General features: G+C 48.6%; 15 protein-coding genes, 8 tRNA genes, 1 rRNA gene and 1 pseudogene (1 of these 25 running past the window's edge). All 25 read left to right on the plus strand.

Annotated features, from left to right (window positions below):
* Positions 1-2,922 (plus strand): 23S ribosomal RNA (locus tag SK066_RS00540); it begins 2 nt to the left of the window's first position.
* 67 nt (positions 2,923-2,989) lie between these two features.
* Positions 2,990-3,081: transfer RNA gene (locus SK066_RS00545), tRNA-Ser, on the plus strand.
* A gap of 53 nt (positions 3,082-3,134) precedes the next feature.
* Positions 3,135-3,211, plus strand: a tRNA-Met gene (locus SK066_RS00550).
* A gap of 9 nt (positions 3,212-3,220) precedes the next feature.
* Positions 3,221-3,296 (plus strand) — tRNA-Val (locus SK066_RS00555).
* Between the two features lie 6 nt (positions 3,297-3,302).
* A tRNA-Thr gene (locus SK066_RS00560) sits at positions 3,303-3,378 on the plus strand.
* A 10-nt stretch (positions 3,379-3,388) separates the two neighbouring features.
* Positions 3,389-3,464, plus strand: a tRNA-Asp gene (locus SK066_RS00565).
* Between the two features lie 55 nt (positions 3,465-3,519).
* A tRNA-Phe gene (locus SK066_RS00570) sits at positions 3,520-3,592 on the plus strand.
* A gap of 11 nt (positions 3,593-3,603) precedes the next feature.
* Positions 3,604-3,688, plus strand: a tRNA-Tyr gene (locus SK066_RS00575).
* 10 nt (positions 3,689-3,698) lie between these two features.
* Positions 3,699-3,771 (plus strand) — tRNA-Lys (locus SK066_RS00580).
* Between the two features lie 1,828 nt (positions 3,772-5,599).
* Positions 5,600-6,091: pseudogene (locus SK066_RS23175) on the plus strand (PucR family transcriptional regulator); the annotation flags it as partial.
* Positions 6,092-6,455: 364 nt separating this feature from the next.
* The gene (locus SK066_RS00590) at positions 6,456-7,592 is read left to right on the plus strand and encodes an ABC transporter ATP-binding protein (protein WP_188778077.1); all 1,137 of its coding nucleotides are present in this window, start codon (positions 6,456-6,458) and stop codon (positions 7,590-7,592) included.
* Between the two features lie 464 nt (positions 7,593-8,056).
* Positions 8,057-8,995: an HPr(Ser) kinase/phosphatase gene (gene hprK, locus SK066_RS00595; protein ID WP_250345689.1), complete on the plus strand. Its 939-nt coding sequence runs from the start codon at positions 8,057-8,059 to the stop codon at positions 8,993-8,995.
* A 14-nt stretch (positions 8,996-9,009) separates the two neighbouring features.
* Complete coding sequence (gene lgt, locus SK066_RS00600; protein ID WP_320543232.1) at positions 9,010-10,038, plus strand: prolipoprotein diacylglyceryl transferase; 1,029 nt, start codon at positions 9,010-9,012, stop codon at positions 10,036-10,038.
* A 6-nt stretch (positions 10,039-10,044) separates the two neighbouring features.
* Positions 10,045-10,686, plus strand: a complete 642-nt coding sequence (gene ppaX / locus SK066_RS00605; RefSeq protein ID WP_320543233.1) for a pyrophosphatase PpaX — start codon at positions 10,045-10,047, stop codon at positions 10,684-10,686.
* The gene (locus SK066_RS00610) at positions 10,683-11,201 is read left to right on the plus strand and encodes an acyltransferase (RefSeq protein ID WP_320543234.1); all 519 of its coding nucleotides are present in this window, start codon (positions 10,683-10,685) and stop codon (positions 11,199-11,201) included. The genes ppaX and SK066_RS00610 overlap by 4 nt, the downstream gene beginning before the upstream one ends.
* A 219-nt stretch (positions 11,202-11,420) precedes the next feature.
* Complete coding sequence (locus SK066_RS00615) at positions 11,421-12,629, plus strand: acyltransferase (RefSeq protein ID WP_320543235.1); 1,209 nt, start codon at positions 11,421-11,423, stop codon at positions 12,627-12,629.
* Positions 12,630-13,196: 567 nt separating this feature from the next.
* Positions 13,197-14,381 carry an ATP phosphoribosyltransferase regulatory subunit gene (locus tag SK066_RS00620; RefSeq protein WP_320543236.1) on the plus strand — a complete coding sequence of 395 codons (1,185 nt, stop codon included), beginning with the start codon at positions 13,197-13,199 and terminating at the stop codon, positions 14,379-14,381.
* A 64-nt stretch (positions 14,382-14,445) separates the two neighbouring features.
* The gene (hisG, locus tag SK066_RS00625; RefSeq protein WP_188778062.1) at positions 14,446-15,081 is read left to right on the plus strand and encodes an ATP phosphoribosyltransferase; all 636 of its coding nucleotides are present in this window, start codon (positions 14,446-14,448) and stop codon (positions 15,079-15,081) included.
* Between the two features lie 149 nt (positions 15,082-15,230).
* A complete protein-coding gene (hisD, locus tag SK066_RS00630) occupies positions 15,231-16,517 on the plus strand; it encodes a histidinol dehydrogenase (protein WP_320543237.1) in 1,287 nt (428 codons plus the stop codon).
* Positions 16,518-16,606: 89 nt separating this feature from the next.
* Positions 16,607-17,212: an imidazoleglycerol-phosphate dehydratase HisB gene (gene hisB / locus SK066_RS00635; protein WP_188778058.1), complete on the plus strand. Its 606-nt coding sequence runs from the start codon at positions 16,607-16,609 to the stop codon at positions 17,210-17,212.
* A gap of 3 nt (positions 17,213-17,215) precedes the next feature.
* Positions 17,216-17,845, plus strand: coding sequence for an imidazole glycerol phosphate synthase subunit HisH (hisH, locus tag SK066_RS00640; protein WP_188778056.1), 630 nt, complete (start codon positions 17,216-17,218; stop codon positions 17,843-17,845).
* A gap of 253 nt (positions 17,846-18,098) precedes the next feature.
* A complete protein-coding gene (gene hisA / locus SK066_RS00645) occupies positions 18,099-18,830 on the plus strand; it encodes a 1-(5-phosphoribosyl)-5-[(5-phosphoribosylamino)methylideneamino]imidazole-4-carboxamide isomerase (RefSeq protein WP_320543238.1) in 732 nt (243 codons plus the stop codon).
* Positions 18,831-18,857: 27 nt separating this feature from the next.
* On the plus strand, positions 18,858-19,616 hold the full coding sequence (gene hisF, locus SK066_RS00650) for an imidazole glycerol phosphate synthase subunit HisF (protein ID WP_188778051.1): 759 nt from the start codon (positions 18,858-18,860) through the stop codon (positions 19,614-19,616).
* On the plus strand, positions 19,616-20,377 hold the full coding sequence (gene hisIE / locus SK066_RS00655; protein WP_320543239.1) for a bifunctional phosphoribosyl-AMP cyclohydrolase/phosphoribosyl-ATP diphosphatase HisIE: 762 nt from the start codon (positions 19,616-19,618) through the stop codon (positions 20,375-20,377). The genes hisF and hisIE overlap by 1 nt, the downstream gene beginning before the upstream one ends.
* Before the next feature lie 78 nt (positions 20,378-20,455).
* Complete coding sequence (gene hisJ / locus SK066_RS00660) at positions 20,456-21,289, plus strand: histidinol-phosphatase HisJ (RefSeq protein WP_320543240.1); 834 nt, start codon at positions 20,456-20,458, stop codon at positions 21,287-21,289.
* Positions 21,290-21,362: the final 73 nt, after the last annotated feature.

Raw genomic sequence — 21,362 nt, forward strand, 5'->3', positions numbered from 1 at the left:
TTAAGCTAGTAAGAGCACACGGTGGATGCCTAGGCGCTAGGAGCCGACGAAGGACGTGGCGAACAACGATAAGGCCTCGGGGAGCTGTAAGCAAGCATTGATCCGGGGATGTCCGAATGGGGAAACCTGACTGGATTCATCTCCAGTTACTCACATCTGAATACATAGGGTGTGGAGAGGCAGACGAGGGGAACTGAAACATCTAAGTACCCTCAGGAAGAGAAAACAAGAGTGATTCCGTCAGTAGCGGCGAGCGAACGCGGAACAGCCTAAACCAAGAAGCTTGCTTCTTGGGGTTGTGGGACGTCTCTTTGGAGTGATAAAAGAGTTTGGTAGATGAAGAGGTCTGGAAAGGCCCGCCAGAGAAGGTGAAAGCCCTGTAGTTAAAATCAAGTTCTCTCCGAGACGGATCCCGAGTAGTGCGGGGCACGTGAAACCCCGTATGAATCTGCCAGGACCATCTGGTAAGGCTAAATACTCCCTAGCGACCGATAGTGAAGCAGTACCGTGAGGGAAAGGTGAAAAGGACCCCGGAAGGGGAGTGAAATAGAACCTGAAACCGTGTGCTTACAAAAAGTCAGAGCCCGATTAATGGGTGATGGCGTGCCTTTTGTAGAATGAACCGGCGAGTTACGTTCCCGTGCAAGGTTAAGGTGAGAAGCCGGAGCCGCAGCGAAAGCGAGTCTGAATAGGGCGATTTTAGTACGTGGACGTAGACCCGAAACCGGGTGATCTACCCCTGTCCAGGATGAAGGTACGGTAACACGTACTGGAGGTCCGAACCCACGCACGTTGAAAAGTGCGGGGATGAGGTGGGGGTAGCGGAGAAATTCCAATCGAACTCGGAGATAGCTGGTTCTCCCCGAAATAGCTTTAGGGCTAGCCTCGGAAGATGAGTCGCGGAGGTAGAGCACTGATTGGGTGCGGGGCCCGCAAGGGTTACCAAGCTCAGTCAAACTCCGAATGCCGCAGACTTTATTCCGGGAGTCAGACAGTGGGTGCTAAGGTCCATTGTCAAAAGGGAAACAGCCCAGACCATCAGCTAAGGTCCCCAAGTGTGTGTTAAGTGGGAAAGGATGTGAAGTTGCACAGACAACCAGGATGTTGGCTTAGAAGCAGCCACCATTTAAAGAGTGCGTAATAGCTCACTGGTCGAGTGACTTTGCGCCGAAAATGTAACGGGGCTAAACACACCACCGAAGCTATGGCTTGATGCAATGCATCAGGGGTAGGGGAGCGTTGAATTGAGGTTGAAGGTGTACCGTAAGGAGCGCTGGACACAATTCAAGTGAGAATGCCGGTATGAGTAACGAAAAGATCAGTGAGAATCTGATCCGCCGAAAACCTAAGGGTTCCTGAGGAAGGCTCGTCCTCTCAGGGTAAGTCGGGACCTAAGGCGAGGCCGAAAGGCGTAGTCGACGGACAACAGGTTGAAATTCCTGTACCACCGAGAGCCGCTATGAGCAACGGGGTGACGCAGGAGGGTAGTGACGCAGGCTGATGGATGCCTGTCTAAGCAGTGAGACTTGCATGTAGGTAAATCCGCATGCTCTAAGGTCAGGCTGTGATGGGGAGCGAAAATTACAGTAGCGAAGGTCATGATCTCACACTGCCAAGAAAAGCCTCTAGCCAGGAAGCAGGTGCCCGTACCGTAAACCGACACAGGTAGGTGAGAAGAGAATTCTAAGGCGCGCGGAAGAACTCTCGTTAAGGAACTCGGCAAAATGACCCCGTAACTTCGGGAGAAGGGGTGCCCCGGTAGTGTGAATAGCACGAGGGGGCCGCAGTGAAAAGGCCCAAGCGACTGTTTAGCAAAAACACAGGTCTGTGCGAAGCCGCAAGGCGAAGTATACGGGCTGACGCCTGCCCGGTGCTGGAAGGTTAAGGGGAGTGGTTAGCGCAAGCGAAGCTATGAACCGAAGCCCCAGTAAACGGCGGCCGTAACTATAACGGTCCTAAGGTAGCGAAATTCCTTGTCAGGTAAATTCTGACCCGCACGAATGGCGTAACGATTTGGGCGCTGTCTCAACGAGAGATCCGGTGAAATTTTAATACCTGTGAAGATGCAGGTTACCCGCGACAAGACGGAAAGACCCCATGGAGCTTTACTGCAGCTTGATATTGAACTGGGGTGCGATTTGTACAGGATAGGTGGGAGCCTACGAAGAGGGAGCGCAAGCTTCCTTGGAGGCGCCGTTGGGATACCACCCTGATCGCATCTGAGTTCTAACCTAGTACCGTGATCCGGTACGGGGACCGTGTCAGGTGGGCAGTTTGACTGGGGCGGTCGCCTCCTAAAATGTAACGGAGGCGCCCTAAGGTTCCCTCAGAATGGTTGGAAATCATTCGAAGAGTGCAAAGGCAAAAGGGAGCTTGACTGCGAGACCTACAAGTCGAGCAGGGACGAAAGTCGGGCTTAGTGATCCGGTGGTACCGCATGGAAGGGCCATCGCTCAACGGATAAAAGCTACCCTGGGGATAACAGGCTTATCTCCCCCAAGAGTCCACATCGACGGGGAGGTTTGGCACCTCGATGTCGGCTCATCGCATCCTGGGGCTGAAGTAGGTCCCAAGGGTTGGGCTGTTCGCCCATTAAAGCGGTACGCGAGCTGGGTTCAGAACGTCGTGAGACAGTTCGGTCCCTATCTGTCGTGGGCGTAGGAAATTTGAGAGGAGCTGTCCTTAGTACGAGAGGACCGGGATGGACGCACCGCTGGTGTACCAGTTGTTCCGCCAGGAGCATCGCTGGGTAGCTACGTGCGGAAGGGATAAGCGCTGAAAGCATCTAAGCGTGAAGCCCCCCTCAAGATGAGATTTCCCAATTAGTAAGACCCCTTGAAGACGACGAGGTAGATAGGTTGGAGGTGGAAGTGCAGCAATGCATGGAGCTGACCAATACTAATCGGTCGAGGGCTTATCCTATCTTTCTAAATACGCGATGATTCGTTTCGGATTCAGTTTTCAGGGAACAACTTTGTAAAGTTTTCTTGGAGAGATACCCAAGTGGCTATAAGGGGACCCTCTGCTAAGGGGTTAGACTGCGTAAGCGGTGCGAGGGTTCGAATCCCTCTCTCTCCGCCACTAGAACCTTGCTTTTCGGTTTGAACCTACAGTTATATAAATCATTTTATTATGGCGGTGTAGCTCAGCTGGCTAGAGCGTACGGTTCATACCCGTGAGGTCGGGGGTTCGATCCCCTCCGCCGCTACCATAAATACCTGGAGACTTAGCTCAGCTGGGAGAGCATCTGCCTTACAAGCAGAGGGTCGGCGGTTCGATCCCGTCAGTCTCCACCATAATGTGCCGGTGTAGCTCAGTTGGTAGAGCAACTGACTTGTAATCAGTAGGTCGGGGGTTCAAATCCTCTCGCCGGCACCATTTTTATCCTGGAACCGTGGTGTAGGGGTTAACATGCCTGCCTGTCACGCAGGAGATCGCGGGTTCAAATCCCGTCGGTTCCGCCATTTTTGATTAGTGCAATGAAGGTATTATACGTTATATTAATCAAATATGCTGTATGGCTCGGTAGCTCAGTCGGTAGAGCAGAGGACTGAAAATCCTCGTGTCGGCGGTTCGATTCCGTCCCGAGCCATCTTTTATTGTGGAGGCTTAGCGAAGTGGCCAAACGCAGCAGACTGTAAATCTGTTCTCTCCGAGTTCGGTGGTTCGAATCCATCAGCCTCCACCAGTTTTTTTGTGAGCCATTAGCTCAGTTGGTAGAGCACCTGACTTTTAATCAGGGTGTCGAAGGTTCGAGTCCTTCATGGCTCATCACATAAAAGCATCTTGCCTTAGGGCAGGGTGCTTTTTTTGTTATATTTGTATAGACGATTTGATCGTCAATTTAACTGTTACTTTTAATGTTTTGAGTTACTTTTGATGATCAATAGGAAGTATATAAATGTCTTATCTTATTGATCCATATTGTGTATGGATGGAGTTAAATAAGCAAAAAGTAACTGTAGATTAAGGTTATATTACGAAAGTCGCAAGGAAGTTATATAGCTAAAAATATAGTATTGAGTCCAAATTTATATAGTTAGAATATATTTTATATAACTTATTAAATTGAAATGATAGGAATAACAGATTAGTGGTGGTAGTTTAATAGCAGTTTACCTTTTGAATGAGGAATGTGAGAGTGTTAGTATTATAATGAAGAAACTCATAAAATAAGCAATACATCACTTTATGAAGTAGTGTGTTTAAACATTTCGACATGTATCAGTTGATAAGACATGCTAAGACGTGCATAAGTTGATAATGATAAAGAACTGTGTATAGAATACGAGCAGTGTAGAAAAGAATTCGAGTGAATTCATAAAGCAGTCATTGAGACAATGGATCAAGATCAACAGATTAACAATACAACCTATCAGTAACAATCGGTAAGAATATGGAGAAAAAGCGATGATTAAAGCGACTATCGAATTTGGTAAGTGAAAGGATATGTATGATGGATATTAACGAGCTGCGCCAGCGTATTGAGCAGATTATGGGAATTAAGATCCGTGAACATCATATGAGTGAAGAAGAGTGGGAGAACATCTACACGGTGAGTCATATTGAGGATGTATCCAGACATGTGACAAATACTGAAGAAGAGCAGATAAATCCAAACCGGGCACAGAGTTATGAAGTTAATTCCAAGCATGGTTATAAGCAGAATAATGCCTTTCAACAATATGAGAGTGTGGATCTAAATGAAGAAGCGACAAATCAATTAACAGCGTATGAGAAAGCCTCATATAAGGAGTATGAGAACAAGGAGTATGAGAAGTCACGAGACGAAAAGATCATTTCTTCGCCAACCAAGCGAACTGGAGCTCCTACTTCAATGAACGAGCGGGTAATGATTCCGGTATGGCAAGGAAACGGTAGAGTGGTGGTGTGGGAACCCTTTATCCCTTTAGTGGTATCCTCACTTAATAGTGAAGCTTCCAAAACTTCTACGCAGGAGTCTAGTGACCCATCTAGCGATGAATGTAGTGATCAATTCTCAAATGAAGAAGAGAATGCTAAAGATGGTGGACTACCTGGTGCGATTGGAGAAATAGAACTGCCGGAGCTTCATCGGCTGTATCAGCTTTTGGAATTGTTATTGCCATCCGTAACCGGCATGCAGCCGATTGTTGTTGCTGCTCCTGTGTCTGGGCCGGAGCAGGAAGCAAGGGAGCTGGGACAATGGCTTGTGCGGCAGCTTAGCTTGCGTAGTTTATCTTTAGAGATACCAGAGGAGCTGGCGATTCGGCGGCGACTGAACAGGGCGATGGTTCCCTTTGTGATGGTAGCGGATAGTTTACCGTCGGGGGCACTTCATCCGAAGCAGCTGGGTACGCTGTTATCCAGTTATTTTGACCGAACGGTATTGCTTATTCCATTGCAAGAAAATGAATGGCTGATTCTAGCTAATCATGGGCTAATTGAGGATGAGGAAACTTCGGAAAAGCAATCTATATCTTCGACTAAATCACGATCTTCTTCTATAGAAGAAAAAGGTAGTAAAGCCTCGCGCTCCAATAACGGTCACGGAAGTAAGGAAGCTCGTGAATCTGCTCGTGAGGGCTGGGATGGTGCGGGCGAGGGAGAGGATACAGAGGAGGATTTGCTGACTGCCTTTGCGCTGGGGCTACATGAGCTTGTTGCGAGTGAATGGGTCGGGAGCTTCCATATTAGTGTAGGCTTGCCGCTACATCCTCTGCATGGATTGGCACAGATGGTGAGCCAGCTACGCGAGACGATTCATCTGGGACGACTTTTCCATGTGACTGAGCATATTCACCTACCATGGGAGCTGCGTCTGGAAAGTCTGTTGTATCGTATCCCCGAGGATGAGCGTTTGCGCTTTGTGGAGGCGGCTGATCGGTACTCGCAGTTATTTGATGATGACGAGACAGTGGCTACACTGGAGACCTTTTTCAAAATGGATTGTAATGTGAGTGAGACGGCAAAGCAATTGTACATTCACCGTAATACGTTACTATATCGATTGGATCGGATTAAGCAGGATACACAGCTGGATGTACGGCAATTTGAAGACGCGGTATTGATGCGTCTGACACTGCTATTGTATAAAGTAACAAAAAGCTAAAACTTTTTTTGTATAGTTTGTCGATAGAGTTCGCAAGCAGATTAGGGTAAGATAGAACCAGATCAAGAAACCGGTTACAAAACGGTGCAAATCGTGCTGTTTGAGGATATTGATCCAACTCCACCATTAGGCTATCTGATAGTTTAATTTACAGGTTTTGGATATATCGAAAGAAGCCGGTGATTCTGTCTGCGGCATCTGCTTGCAAGCTTCCTATCATTCCTCGCTGAATGAGCAGGTACATAATCGGTAGCGAAATGGGCAACCGGAGCAATCAGATGGCAAGGATGATTGTCCCAGGGAATAGGTGCTTTACCGTGATGAATGAAGCAAACCACATTTATATTCAGGGAGGTTTTTGATTATGGCAGGTGTACGCTTAGAGCATATTTTTAAAAAATATCCGGGTTCCGACAAAGCAACAGTAGTTGATGTCAACCTCGACATTAAAGATAAAGAGTTTCTGGTTCTGGTAGGTCCATCCGGTTGTGGTAAATCTACAACACTGCGTATGATCGCAGGTCTGGAAGAAATCTCCGAAGGTAAACTGTACATCGGCGATCGCGTCGTAAATGACGTAGCTCCAAAAGACCGCGATATCGCGATGGTATTCCAATCCTACGCCCTGTATCCACACATGGATGTATACTCCAACATGGCGTTTGGTCTGAAACTGCGTAAAGTGAAAAAAGACGAGATCGACAAGCGTGTACGTGAAGCAGCGAAGATCCTCGACATCGAGCATTTGCTGGATCGTAAACCAAAAGCACTTTCCGGTGGTCAGCGTCAGCGTGTTGCCCTCGGTCGTGCGATTGTCCGTGATCCACAAGTCTTCCTGATGGATGAGCCGCTGTCCAACTTGGATGCAAAACTGCGTGGTCAGATGCGTGCGGAAATCACAAAACTGGCTAAACGTCTGCAAACGACTGTTATCTACGTAACGCACGATCAGATCGAAGCGATGACAATGGGCGATCGTATCGTTGTTATGAAAGATGGCATCATTCAACAAGCAGCTTCTCCAGAAGAGCTGTACAACCACCCACGTAACATGTTCGTAGCGGGCTTTATCGGTTCCCCTACTATGAACTTTATCCGTGGTACACTGTCCGAGAAAAACGGCGGTACTGTATTCTCCGCAACAGGTCTGGAGCTGAACTTGCCTGGCGGTAAAGCACAGGTGCTGAAGGATCAGGGCTACAATGGTAAAGAGGTTATTCTGGGTGTTCGTCCTGAGGATATCCACGAAGAGCCAGTATTCCTGGAAGCTTCTCCGAACAGTGTATTCACTGCAAAAGTGGACGTTTCTGAGAACCTCGGTCACGAAACACTGCTGTACCTGAGCGGTATCAGCTCTGATACAGTTATCGCACGTGTAGACGGTCGCTCCACTACACGCGACAACGCTACAGTAACGATGGCAATCGACATGAACAAAGTTCATATCTTCGATCCAGCATCGGAAGATAACCTGTTCTACGTAGAGCCTGCAACTGTGTAATCGATTTGTATTTAAAGCCTGCTGTATCTGGCCGTGTGCCAGAGCAGCAGGCTTTTTTGATATTTGAATACGCATGTGTTCATAAAGACGACATGTTATTGCGATAAGCTAAGGATAAGTAACACATGGATAGTGTGACAACTCGGCTCGTTTCATACAGTGAGAGTGGAGTCCGCTCGCTTGGATAAGGGTGTCGTTCTATGTCAATTGAATAAGCTACTCATTAGCATGTGAACCGATATGCTCGGGCAACGGGTAGCTATCTTTTGGGTATACTCAGCATGTTTTGGAGGGACAATATTTGATCTTCGGATCCCAGCAGGTTTCTTTCGGGTGCGATACAGGCGTTATAATTGATTTTATAGACGTATTCCATTACCATGGGTACATTGGGAGCAATATGTATAGCAATTCAGACTTACCCGATCAAGACAAGTGACCTACTCAGGGAAAGGAAGAACAGAATGGCCAAACATGTTAAAGTTTCGGAATTAGTACAAATGTTCCAACTTGAAGTAGTATCCGGGGGACTTGGATTAAAACGAAACATTACCGTAGATGATCTGAACCGTCCCGGTCTGGAGATGGCAGGTTATTTTGAGTATTACCCGACAGAGCGTGTACAGATTCTTGGTCGTACCGAGCTTGCGTTTTTCCAGATGCTTACGCATGAGGAGAAGGCAGAGCGGATGGGCAAGATATGTAATGAAGAAACGCCATGTATTGTCGTTACACGAGGATTGGACGTACCGGAAGAACTGATTGAAGCAAGCGATCTGCACGGATTGCCTGTACTGCGTAGTAATCTGTCTACAACGATTCTATCCAGCCGCATTACCAACTTCCTGGAGAAAAAGCTTGCTCCTACAGCAACGATTCACGGCGTGCTAGTGGATATCTATGGTGTAGGTATGCTGATCACAGGCAGCAGTGGTATTGGTAAAAGTGAAACCGCTCTAGAGCTTGTCAAACGTGGACATCGTCTAATTGCGGATGATGCGGTTGAAATCCGTCAAACATCGGACAACCAGCTGCACGGTACAGCACCTGACCTGATTCGTCACCTGCTGGAAATTCGTGGCGTTGGTATTATTAACGTTATGACGCTGTTTGGTGCTGGTGCGATTCGTAACAATAAGCGAATTACGCTTGTTGTACGTCTGGAAGCATGGCAGCAGGATAAGCAATATGATCGCATTGGTCTGGATGAGGAAACAACGAAGATTATTGATACGGATGTGCCTCTCGTAACGATTCCTGTACGCCCAGGTCGAAACCTGGCCGTTATCATTGAAGTAGCAGCGATGAATTTCCGTCTCAAGCGGATGGGTTACAATGCCGCTCTCCAATTCACGCATAAGTTGACCGAGACTATCGCTGAAGATCTCGATGAAATGGATTAAGGAGAGGGTAAGCAATGGGGACATCGTTAATTAATCCGATCGCTTTTTCGATTGGGCCGCTTGAGGTTCACTGGTACGGTTTGATTTTGGGCCTGGGTGCGTTAATGGGCTTGCTGCTTATTATTCGCGAGGGACGACGTTATGGGATTCCGCAGGAGTTCTTTATGGATCTGCTCCTGTTCGGTGTACCGTCGGCGATTATCGCAGCACGTATTTATTATGTAGCTTTTCGTTGGCCGGATTACAAGGATCACTGGGTAGATGTGTTCAAAATCTGGCAAGGTGGTATTGCCATTTATGGCGCGCTGATCGGCGCGATCATTTGTGCGGTCATCTACACACGTTACAAAGGGTATAATTTCTGGCGTATTGCGGATATTTGTGGGCCAGGCTTGCTGATCGGTCAAGCGATTGGACGCTGGGGTAACTTTGTAAACCAGGAAGCATACGGCGGCCCAACCGATGAAGCATTCCTACGTGGTAATCTGCATCTGCCAGACTTTATCGTAAACCAGATGAATGTAAATGGTGTGTATCATCATCCAACGTTCTTATATGAATCCATATGGAATCTGGTCGGTATACTGGTGCTGATGTTTTTCCGTCGTCGCCATTTTGTTCGTGCCGGTGAGATTTTTATGGGGTATTTTATCTGGTACGGTATCGGTCGATTCTTTATTGAAGCGCTGCGTACGGATAGTCTGACCTTTGATGGTCCAGCATGGCTCGTTTCGCTTGTGAATGGTCTATGGTCGCCAATGACCTGGTTTGGATTCCAGCAGGGTGCGATTGAGCCGGGTTATGGCAATATTCGTGTGTCTCAGCTGTTATCGCTGGTGCTGATCATTGTGGCGATTGTATTCATCATCGTTCGTCGCAAAACGAAAAAGAATCTGGAGCATTATAGCGATCCGATCGTTTCTACGCGTGTAGCCAGCAGTGAGCCTGTACCTGATCACCATGATCATACAGCTCCTCATCATGGCGCTGCGAAAACGGAAGCGGAGCATTCGGAAAAGCCTCAGGTGGAACGTAAGGAGTAGTGAAGGATGATAGATACGATTTTGTTCGATCTGGATGGAACGATCGTGGATACGAATGAGCTGATCATCGCTTCTTTTATGCATGTGATGAATCATTCGCTCACACGTGAAGAGATTATCCCGCATATGGGAACAACGCTGGAGCATCAGCTGCGTACCTTCTCCGGTCAGGAGGATGTAGTACCGCTGGTGAAGGCGTATCGCGAATATAATTCGCTACACCATGATGAGATGGTAGCGCCTTTTCCAGAGGTGAATGAGGTGCTCGCTCGTCTGCAAGCTCAAGGCATTAAGATGGGCGTGGTCACTACGAAAATTCGTGCGACAACCACACGTGTACTCGGTCTGTTTGATCTGGATCAGTATATGCAGGCTATTGTGACCTTGGATGACGTGGAGCATCCGAAGCCCGATGCAGAGCCAATTCGCAAAGCACTGGAAGCGCTTGGCTCAGCACCGGAGCGTACGCTTATGGTTGGCGATAGCCCGGCTGATCTTAAATCAGCGACAGCAGCAGGTGTGCAGTCGGCAGCCGTAGCCTGGTCACTCAAGGGGGAGCAGGAGCTGTGCAAGTATGAGCCTACGTTTGTTATTCATCGTATGAGCGATCTGTATAATCTGGTGCTCGCTGATCCGGTTGATCGATGAGAAAGCTGAAGCGCTATCCCGTCAAAGGCAAGCGTAATGCATTGCGGCAAATCTACAGCACAGTCAGCCCGTGGAAGGGTGTACGCAACTTTATCATCATTCAGCTTGCTCGATACTGTCCAATCCTTGGTTTAAAAAATTGGATGTATCGACATCTGCTACGTATGGAAGTCGGAGCAGATACGGCATTTGGGCTGATGGTGATGGTGGACGTATTTTTCCCGGAACGGATACGAATCGGGGACAATTCGGTCATTGGCTACAATACGACGATTCTGGCGCATGAGTATTTGATCCGAGAATATCGGCTTGGCGATGTCATTATCGGTGATGAGGTTATGGTTGGCGCCAATTGTACAATTTTGCCAGGGGTCACGATTGGGGATGGAGCGGTCGTTGCCGCAGGCTCGGTTGTGCACAAGGATGTAGCGGCAGGGAGCTTTGTCGGTGGGAATCCACTGCGCGTGCTCGCTGACGCTGTAGTTATCAAGCAACCAGATTATGAAGAAAAGTAGTCAGAGTGATTACGTGTGGGTAATAAAGCATAATATAGATATAGCGTATATCGACTATCGGCATCACTGGCTGGAGAATCGAATTCTTCAGCCAGTAGCATGTCGTACTGACATTATTATGGTACAAGTTGCATCTGCTCTCTATGGGAAGGGACAAGCCTCGGGAAGATAGGGTAGTGATCGGTTGTGCCATTATAGATGTAAGGGGATGTTTGGATAGTGGATCGACTACAAAAGGAGCGGCTGCCACAGCTTGATTTTTTTCGTGCGTTAGCGATCATTGGCGTATTGCATGTGCATGCTACATCGGATGCGACGATTGATGCTGTCGATACGTCTATTTATTATGTGTTTAATTTTCTGAATTTAATGTTCAAGTATGGTACACCTGCTTTTATTTTTTTAAGCAGCTTTGTGCTGTTTTATAATTATTTTGATCGCCCATTAACAGGCAAGCTGATTTCGAGCTTTTATAAAAAGCGGATTCTGTATATTTTGTTGCCGTATGTCTTGATCTCGGCATTGTATTTATTTTATAAGTTATATACACGTGGGCTACTAGGTGAGCCTATCCTGTTACTGTTGCGTGACTATGTGGATGCGATATTTAGTGGCACTGCATGGACGCATCTTTATTTTGTGTTCATTAGCGTTCAATTTTATATTTTGTTCCCGTTAATGCTCGTGCTGCTGAAAAATCAGCGTTGGATGGCACGCTGGGCGATTGTGATCGGTCTGGCTGTGCAGTGGGCATGGGTATTCTGGAACAAGTATGAATTTCAGTATGCAAATAAGGGCAGTATTGCTTTTTCATATTTTGCTTATTATATGCTGGGTGCGTTTGTAGCGATCTATTTTAAGCCATTCCGACAATGGGTCATGACACGCTGGAAGGATATGAATGGGAATCTGAAGCTCGTTACGGCTGTATTATGGATAAGCTGGCTGGCTACAGGGCTACTCTATGTCCAAATCTGGTATGATTCACGGATGACGGATTACTGGTTTGATTCGCTCTGGTATGAGCTGTTGTGGAATGTGTATACGATGTTATCGTCACTTGTACTGTTCCAGGCGGCATTTATTGTGAATCGTATTGCACCGAAGATGATTTTGGCTGTGCTACGGCGACTGGGTGAGTTGTCGTTTGCGATTTATTTGGTGCATCCGTTCATTTTAGCGTATTATCGCGATACCAAGTCATGGTTCACGTTGGGACCCCTGGCTTACTTTATATGGGTGTACAGTGGACTAATCATTGCGCTTGTACTGTCTGCGTTGCTAGTACAATTTCTATTCCGACGCTTTTCGTATTCGTGGATACTGCTGGGCAGCATTCCATATTCGCTATCTGAGCGTCATCGCAAACGCAAATTGCAACGTAAACAGCGCCGCCAGCCGAAAGTGGTTCAACGTACGATGCCTTAGATTGTCTCTTTTCGCTGTGTAAGCAGGATGGAAAGGGCAAAATAAGACGTGTACGTGTGTACATATTTGTTGAAACAACAAATGAAGTACGCTGTAATCGATGATGAATAATGACATAAATAGCTACGGGATGTAGTAGCTCAGGCAAGCCCTGATATTCTGATGATGGAATATCGGGGCTTGTTTGCATAGGGAGGAGTTCGAGATCATCACTTGTGCAGAATGCAGAATGCAGAATGCAGAATGCAGAATGCAGAATGCAGAGTGGTCGATGCTGCGTGTGGGAACGCTAGAGAGCGGAACAGGATTCCAGGCGTTGGAAGGCGAATGTAGTAGAGGGGAATAACGGATAACATTCAAGGTAGTGATTGCGACGAGAGCTGTTTATTTCTTTTCATTTCACACCGGATCATGCTAATCCCAACTGAATTGACGATGCTGGGCGGATTATGATAAGATATCAAATATCCTTTACTTTATTAGCAAAGTACCACTTTAATGTGTTAAAATATAAAATAATGATTGATCTATACCGTGAAATTTATAATCCAGTCAGAGGTGAACGTCTTGTCTAAGCCGAAAGGATTTGAAAAGCCGATTGGGGTGCGTGATTATTTGCCGCACGTCGTGTCCAAGCTGCGTTATATCGAACGCAATGTTATTGATTGTATGTCTCGCTGGGGATATCGGCAGATTATTACTCCAACTCTTGAATATTACGATACGGTAGGTGTGGCAAGCTCCACCTCCGATAGCAAGCTATATAAAATGCTCAACAATCGTGGAACGACGATGGTGCTGCGCTCGGATATGACGACTCCGATCGCGCGCGTGATGGGCTCTTTGCTACAACAGGAGACATTGCCTGTACGCCTGGCGTATCATGCGAATGTGTTCCGCTCGATTGAAGAGGAAGCCGGAAGGGAAGCCGAGTTTTTCCAAACTGGTGCCGAGCTGGTCGGTGTGGATTCACCTGAGGGTGATGCAGAGGTTATTGCGCTGGCGATTGCTTCTCTACAGGCAGCAGGCGTACAAAATTTCCAGATTTCACTCGGTCATGTTGGCTTCCTGAGCGGACTGCTGGATGAAGCGTTACCGGAGCAGCCGGACAAGCAGGAGGCACTCAAGGATCGCTTGCTGAATCGTGATTTTGTTGGCTTCCGTGAGCAGCTGACGAGCTTCAAGCTATCCGCAGAGCAGCGTCAGGAGCTGGAAGGCTTGCTTCGTCTACGCGGCGCACAGGATATATGTGAGCAGGCATTAGAGATTAGCAGTAACCCGCAGGCTGCCGATGCGATTCGTCATCTGTGCAAGGTGTGGGAGGTACTGGAAGCGTACGGCATGTCAGACTATGTAATGATCGATCTGACGATGATCGGTAATTTTTCCTACTATACAGGCATGGTGTTCGAGGGCTATGCAGCTGAGCTGGGCTTCCCGGTATGCAGCGGTGGTCGTTATGATAATCTGCTGGCACAGTTTGGGCGTCCGCTGGCAGCGACAGGGTTTGCACTCAAAACCAATCGCATTCTGGACGGCGTACAATTGCCTGTACCGGAGCAGCCCCAGCCTGTATTGATCGTATATGATGAGTCCAGTCGACATGAAGCATTTGCCAGAGCGGCGCAGCTTCGTGGGGAAGGGCATATGGTTGTTACCGAATACGGAGCTGCCCTTGATGAGGCTGAAGCAGCACGTACCGGCTATCGAGAGATTATTCGTTTTACTGGCGGCAAGCCAGTGCTGGGCTAATGTAGACCAGCCTGTAGACCTTCATGCCATCAGGCAAAAATTAGAACAGGGAGATGCGTACCTGATGAGCCAGATTTTAAAAGTAGCTATGCCCAAAGGGCGTATTTATAAAAAAGCAGCTGAGCTATTCCGCGAAGCAGGGATTCCGATTCCTACAGATGTCGACGAATCACGCAAGCTGATCGTAGAGCTGCCTGAGCTTGGAATGGAGTTCATTCTCGCCAAGCCGGTCGATGTACCGATCTATGTCGAGCACGGTGTAGCAGATATCGGTATCGTTGGTAAGGATGTATTAATGGAAGAAAATCGTGACGTGTACGAGCTGCTGGATCTTGGTATTGCACGATGCCGCATGTCGGTCATTGCTTTACCGGACTGGGAGCCCGGCATTCAGCAGCGCGTGGCGACCAAATATCCGAATGTGGCTTCACAATATTTCCGCGAGCGCGGACAGCAGGTGGAAGTGATCAAGCTGAACGGCTCAATCGAGCTAGCACCTATGATCGGGCTGGCAGATCGTATCGTCGATATGGTCGAAACCGGTCAAACGCTGCGTGAAAATGGACTGGTAGAGCTGGAGGAATTGTTCGGCATTACGAGTCGCCTGATCGCGAATCGGGTTAGCTACCGGATGAAAAACGAAGAAATTCAGCAGCTGTGTGATACTCTGCAAAAGGTCATTGTACAGCCTTCGTTATAAATGGACGAGTTCCACTGCATGACAGATCACAGGTTACAAATTAAAGATTAAAGATTACAGCTATATGCTAAACCCCATACGAAATGACTGATCCATATCCATGTAGAGCAGTATCATTATAGAGCGGACGGAATAAAGGAGAGATTAGCTTGAAAATCGTAGCTGCACAAGATTTTGATCTGCGCCGTGAGGTGGAGTACGGCTCGCCAGAGCAAAATGCCGCTGTAAAGCAAATTGTTCAGGATATTAAAGATGAAGGCGATCTCGCTCTGCTGCGTTATACCGCGCAGTTCGATCGTACCGAGCTGACGACCGAGCGCCTTCGTGTTACGGATGAAGAGCTTCAAGCTGCCTATGCGCATGTCGAGCCTTCCTTTATCGAGGCGATTACACAGGCGGCACATAATATTCGCCAGTTCCATCAGAAGCAAAAGCGTAATTCGTGGATGGATCTACAGCCAGATGGTAGTCTGCTCGGTCAGATCATTCGACCACTCAAGCGAGTAGGCGTGTATGTACCCGGTGGTAAAGCGGCTTATCCTTCCTCTGTACTGATGAACGTCATTCCTGCACAGGTGGCAGGGGTACCGGAGATTGTGATGGTTACGCCGCCTGCTACAGGCGGACGTGAAGGGATCGATCCGTATATTCTCGTGACTGCTGCGGAAGCGGGCGTTACCGAAATATACCGCATCGGTGGGGCGCAGGCAATCGCCGCACTCGCCTATGGAACCGAAACGATTGAGCCTGTAGATAAAATCTGTGGCCCTGGTAACATCTATGTTGCGCTTGCCAAGCGTGAGGTATACGGCATCGTCGATATCGACAGTATCGCCGGCCCAAGTGAGATCGTAGTGCTTGCGGATGAGCAGGCTAATCCAGCCTATGTGGCTGCGGATCTATTGTCACAGGCAGAGCACGATGAGATGGCGTCAGCCATTCTGGTGACTGATTCACGCGAGTTGGCAGACAAGGTATCTGCTGAGGTACAGCGTCAGCTGGAAACTTTACCACGGCGCGAGATTGCAGCGGCTTCAGTAGAAAGCTATGGTGCGGTCATTTTGACCGATACACTGGATGAAGGCATCACGGTTGTGAACCGACTGGCGCCTGAGCATCTGGAAATTATGGTTGAGCAGCCGATGAATATTCTCGGTCGAATCGAAAATGCTGGAGCTATTTTCCTCGGACCTTATAGCTCGGAACCGGTCGGTGATTATTTTGCTGGCCCGAACCATATCATTCCAACCAACGGAACAGCACGCTTCTCATCACCGGTAGATGTGGATGATTTTATTAAAAAATCAAGCATGATCTACTATAGTAAGGAAGCGTTGCTTGCTAATGGAGAGACGATTATGGAGCTGGCGCGTCATGAAGGGCTGGAAGGTCATGCACGTGCGATCGAGATTCGTCTGGAGCAGGAAGGCAACTAAAGAATAGATAGACATTCTATATATATCTATAGAAGCGAATCTATGTCCGATTGGGACACTTATTATAAACAAGCTGGGGGAGTAGCCTTATGACAACGGAAAATGAACAAGTACGCCGCGCGGAGATTAGCCGCAAAACGAACGAAACGAATATCCAGCTCGCTTTGCAGGTGGATGGTACAGGACAGGCAGAAATCGAGACAGATGTACCGTTTCTGAATCATATGCTGGATCTGTTCACCAAGCACGGGCATTTTGATCTGAGTGTGAAGGCGCAGGGGGATATCGAGATCGATGATCACCACACGGTAGAAGATATCGGTATCTGCCTGGGACAAACGCTGCGTGAAGCGCTCGGCGACAAGCGCGGCATTAAGCGCTATGCGAATGTGTTCATTCCGATGGATGAGGCGCTCGCTCAGGTTGTGATCGATGTGAGTAACCGTCCGCACTTTGAATACCGTGCAGAATACCCATCCTCGCAGGTGGGGAGCTTTCAGGTAGAGCTGGTGCATGAGTTTCTGTGGAAGCTGGCACTCGAAGCACGTATTACGCTCCATGTGATCGTGCATTACGGCAAAAATACACACCATATGATCGAAGCGGTCTTCAAGGCGCTGGGACGTGCCATTGATGAAGCAACGTCGATCGATCCGCGTGTGACAGGAGTACCTTCGACGAAGGGGGTGCTGTAAAGTATGGCAATTGCAATTGTAGACTATGGCATTGGCAATCTGCACAGTGTCAGCAAGGCGATTGAGCGTCTTGGCTATGATTACACGATCACAGGGGATCGCGAAGAGATTCTAGCGGCAGAAGGTGTCATTTTGCCGGGTGTGGGTGCCTTTGGTGATGCGATGAACCATATTCGCGAAGGTGGTATGGATCATATCGTGCATGAGGTGGCTGATAGTGGGAAGCCGCTGCTCGGCATTTGCCTCGGAATGCAGCTTTTGTTTACCGAAGGCGAGGAATACGGTATCCATCAGGGGCTGGATATTTTACCGGGTCGTGTTGTACGCTTCGCTGAGGGTGATTATAAGGTGCCGCATATGGGCTGGAATCAGCTGGAGTACAAGCAGCCAGACCATGCGCTCGTGCGTGATCTGTATGCCGGTCATGCGTACTTTGTACATTCATATCATGTGCTGCCAGCTCAGCAGGACGATCTGATTGCGGTGACGGAGTATGGCGGTCAGCAGGTAACGGCAATTGTCGGTCGCAATAATGTGTACGGCATGCAGTTCCACCCGGAGAAGAGCGGTGAGCTCGGCAAGCTGCTGCTGCGTAATTTCCTCGCTCTCTGTGTAGGCGAACGAGTAAAGTAAAAAAACGTTAAAGTAATAAATAAAATAGTGAAATGATGGATAATATGGATCGGTATTTGGATACTTTTTTTCGAAATCTCGCGTTCAAATATCGCACGTAAGCTTTTTGTATTGCATGTAATTTTTTGCTCTATGGAGAATAATAGCTGTTCAGTATAAAGTCCATACGATGTCATCATCAGGATGAAAGCTCGCATTTGAAGCGGTCAGGGATAGCAGCATACCTGTTCCGCATATATAAGGGGGAAGCACATTGTCTTCGTTTACAATCTATCCGGCAATTGATATCCGTGGTGGTCGCTGTGTGCGTCTGATCCAGGGTGATTATAATCAGGAAACTGTCTATAACGATGATCCAGTAGCGGTCGCAAAAGGTTTTGTAGAGCAGGGCGCACAATTTGTGCATCTGGTCGATCTGGATGGAGCCAAAGCAGGGCATCCGGTCAATCACGAGCTGATCGGACGTATTGCTAGCAGTGTGCAGGTGCCTGTTCAGCTCGGCGGTGGACTGCGTACGCTTGCTGATGTAGAGCAATTGATCGGTCTCGGTGTAAGTCGTGTCATTATTGGCACAGCAGCCATTGAGGATCGTGCATTTACCGAAGCGGTACTGGGTACCTATGGTGACCGTGTAGCAATCGGTATCGATGCGCGCAATGGATATGTAGCTACGCGCGGCTGGCTGGAAACGTCCGAGGTGAAGGCCGAGGAGCTTGCCAAGGAGCTGGCTACTAAGGGTGCAGAGACATTTATTTTCACCGATATTTCGCGTGATGGCATGATGCAGGGGCCGAATATTGAAGCGATTGCTTCGATTGCCAAAGCATCTGGTAAAGGCGTGATCGCATCGGGCGGCGTAACCGTGCTGGACGATCTGATCCGTCTGGCAGAGCGTCAAGCCGAGGGCATTAGCGGTGCCATTGTAGGCAAAGCAATCTATACAGGTAAAATTGATCTACAGGACGCGCTACTCAAGGTGCGCTAATCATCGGGCAGGAGAGGAGGAGCATTCATGCTTGCAAAGCGAATTATTCCGTGTCTGGATGTGAAGGAAGGGCGCGTGGTCAAAGGCGTGAACTTCGTGAATCTGCGCGATGCCGGTGATCCGGTAGAGCTGGCAGCGATCTATGACCGCGAGGGTGCGGATGAGTTAGTATTTCTCGATATTTCGGCATCAGTGGAAGGGCGCGAAACGATGGTTGAGGTCGTACGGCGTACTGCTGAGGAAATCTCGATTCCATTTACTGTCGGCGGAGGCATCTCCTCGGTAGACGATATGAAAAAGATTCTGCGTGCGGGTGCCGACAAGATCGGAATCAATACGGCAGCAGTGGTGAATCCACAGCTGATCAATGAGGGCTCGCAGCGCTTTGGCGCGCAATGTATCGTCGTGGCGATCGATGCGCGTTTTAATGAAGAATGGGGCGAGTGGGAAGTATACACGCATGGCGGACGTAAATCGACCGGTATCAAGGCGCTGGACTGGGTCAAAGAGGTCGAGCAACGCGGTGCAGGTGAGATTTTGCTGACGAGTATGGATGCGGATGGCACCAAGGATGGCTTCGATCTGCCGCTTACGCGTGCGGTATGCGAGGCAGTGCGTATTCCGGTGATCGCTTCCGGTGGAGCAGGCTTGCCGGAGCATTTCCTGGATGTGTTCGAGCAGACAGGAGCTGATGCTGGACTGGCAGCGACCATTTTCCACTATAAGGAAATCTCGATTCCAGCGCTGAAAACCGAGCTGCGCTCGGGAGGGGTGGAGATTCGCTAATGAGTGAAGCCAACGATCATAGTGGAACGAACGATTATACAACCTTTCAAAAGGAAATCCTCAAGCAATCTCATTCGTGGGATGAGCTAGTCGCAACGATCAAATGGGATCGCGATGGACTCGTACCTGCTATCGTACAGGATGCGTCCAACCGACTCGTGCTGATGATGGCCTATATGAACAAGGAATCGCTGCGTCGCTCGCTGGAGTCGGGCGATACATGGTTCTGGAGTCGTTCGCGCCAGGAGTTCTGGCATAAGGGCGGTACATCAGGCAATACCCAGCGCATTACGTCGCTGTATTATGATTGTGATGGAGACACACTGCTCGTACTGGTAGAGGCGAATGGGCCTGCTTGCCATACGGGACGAATAAGCTGCTTTTATAATGAGGTGAATGAAGTGGATAATAAGCCAACCTTTGAATCTTCCGATAACCAAGCATCATCCGCGGCATCGACAGATCGTTTTGCTATTCTAGCCGAGCTGGAGCAAATGATTGCGGAGCGTGATGTAGAGCGTCCAGAAGGTGCGTACACAACGTATTTATTTGAAAAAGGAATCGATAAAATTTTGAAAAAAGTCGGCGAGGAAACTGCTGAAACGATCATTGCAGCCAAAAATGGTGACAATGATGAGCTGCGCTATGAAGTGAGCGATCTAATCTATCACCTGCTCGTGCTGCTACAGGAGCGCAAGCTGCCACTGGATGATGTACTGGCTGAGCTGGATCGTCGTCATGAGCGTCCGCGTAAGGATTAATGTAGCCCTGTAATTGTAAGAGCGATATTCTGTAAAAGGTAGCATGATGGCTACCATGAACATGAAGGAGCGAGCCGTATGCGAGTCGATTATCATACTCACCATGTGCGCTGTGGTCATGCGGTGGGTGAACTGGAGGAATATGTACAGCGTGGCATAGAGATTGGTCTGGATCAACTGGGCTTGTCTGATCATTTGCCACTCATTCACGTTGATCCAGCGACCTACTATCCAGAGATGGCGATGCCGATGGAGGAGTTACCTCGTTATGTGGAGGAATGTCTGCATCTCAAGCAAAAGTATAGCGATCGCATCGATATCCGAGTTGGACTGGAAGCCGATTATATCGAGGGCTATGAAGAGACGATTGAGCGGATCATCACGCAGTATCCTTTTGATTATGTGATCGGTTCGGTGCATTTTCTCGGTGAGTGGGACATTTCCGACTATCGCCAGACCGATGGCTGGAACGGTCGCGAGGTGCTAGATGTGTATCGTCAGTATTATGATGCGATGCAAAAGGCAGCAGCGACTGGATTTTACGATATTGCCGGGCATCTGGATGTGATCAAGCGCTTTGGCTATGTACCGCCTGCTGAGCAGGATGCCGAACGAGAAGCGCTGGAGGATGCAGCACTACGAGCTGTGCAGCAGGCTGGCATGACGATGGAGCTGAATTCATCGGGGCTATACAAAGCCTGTGCGGAGATCTTCCCCGCGCGTCGAATCGTGGAACAGGCGATTGCGCTCGGTATTCCGCTGACATTGGGTTCGGATGCGCATGATCCGCTCAAGCTGAGCGATGGTCTGGATCAGGCGCGTGCCCTGCTAACCGAGCTTGGAGTAGAGCAGATTGCGACGTTTAAGGAACGTCAGCGTCAGATGGTGCCGTTGAACGGATCAGATCGTTGATGGATGTTGCAAAGTGTTAGTATTTTGTCTGGCTATCTATGTATCAATAACAAAAGCCCCTGCCGCGTGTATT

The organism is Paenibacillus hunanensis, assembly GCF_034055775.1.
Lineage (GTDB): Bacteria > Bacillota > Bacilli > Paenibacillales > Paenibacillaceae > Saccharibacillus > Saccharibacillus hunanensis.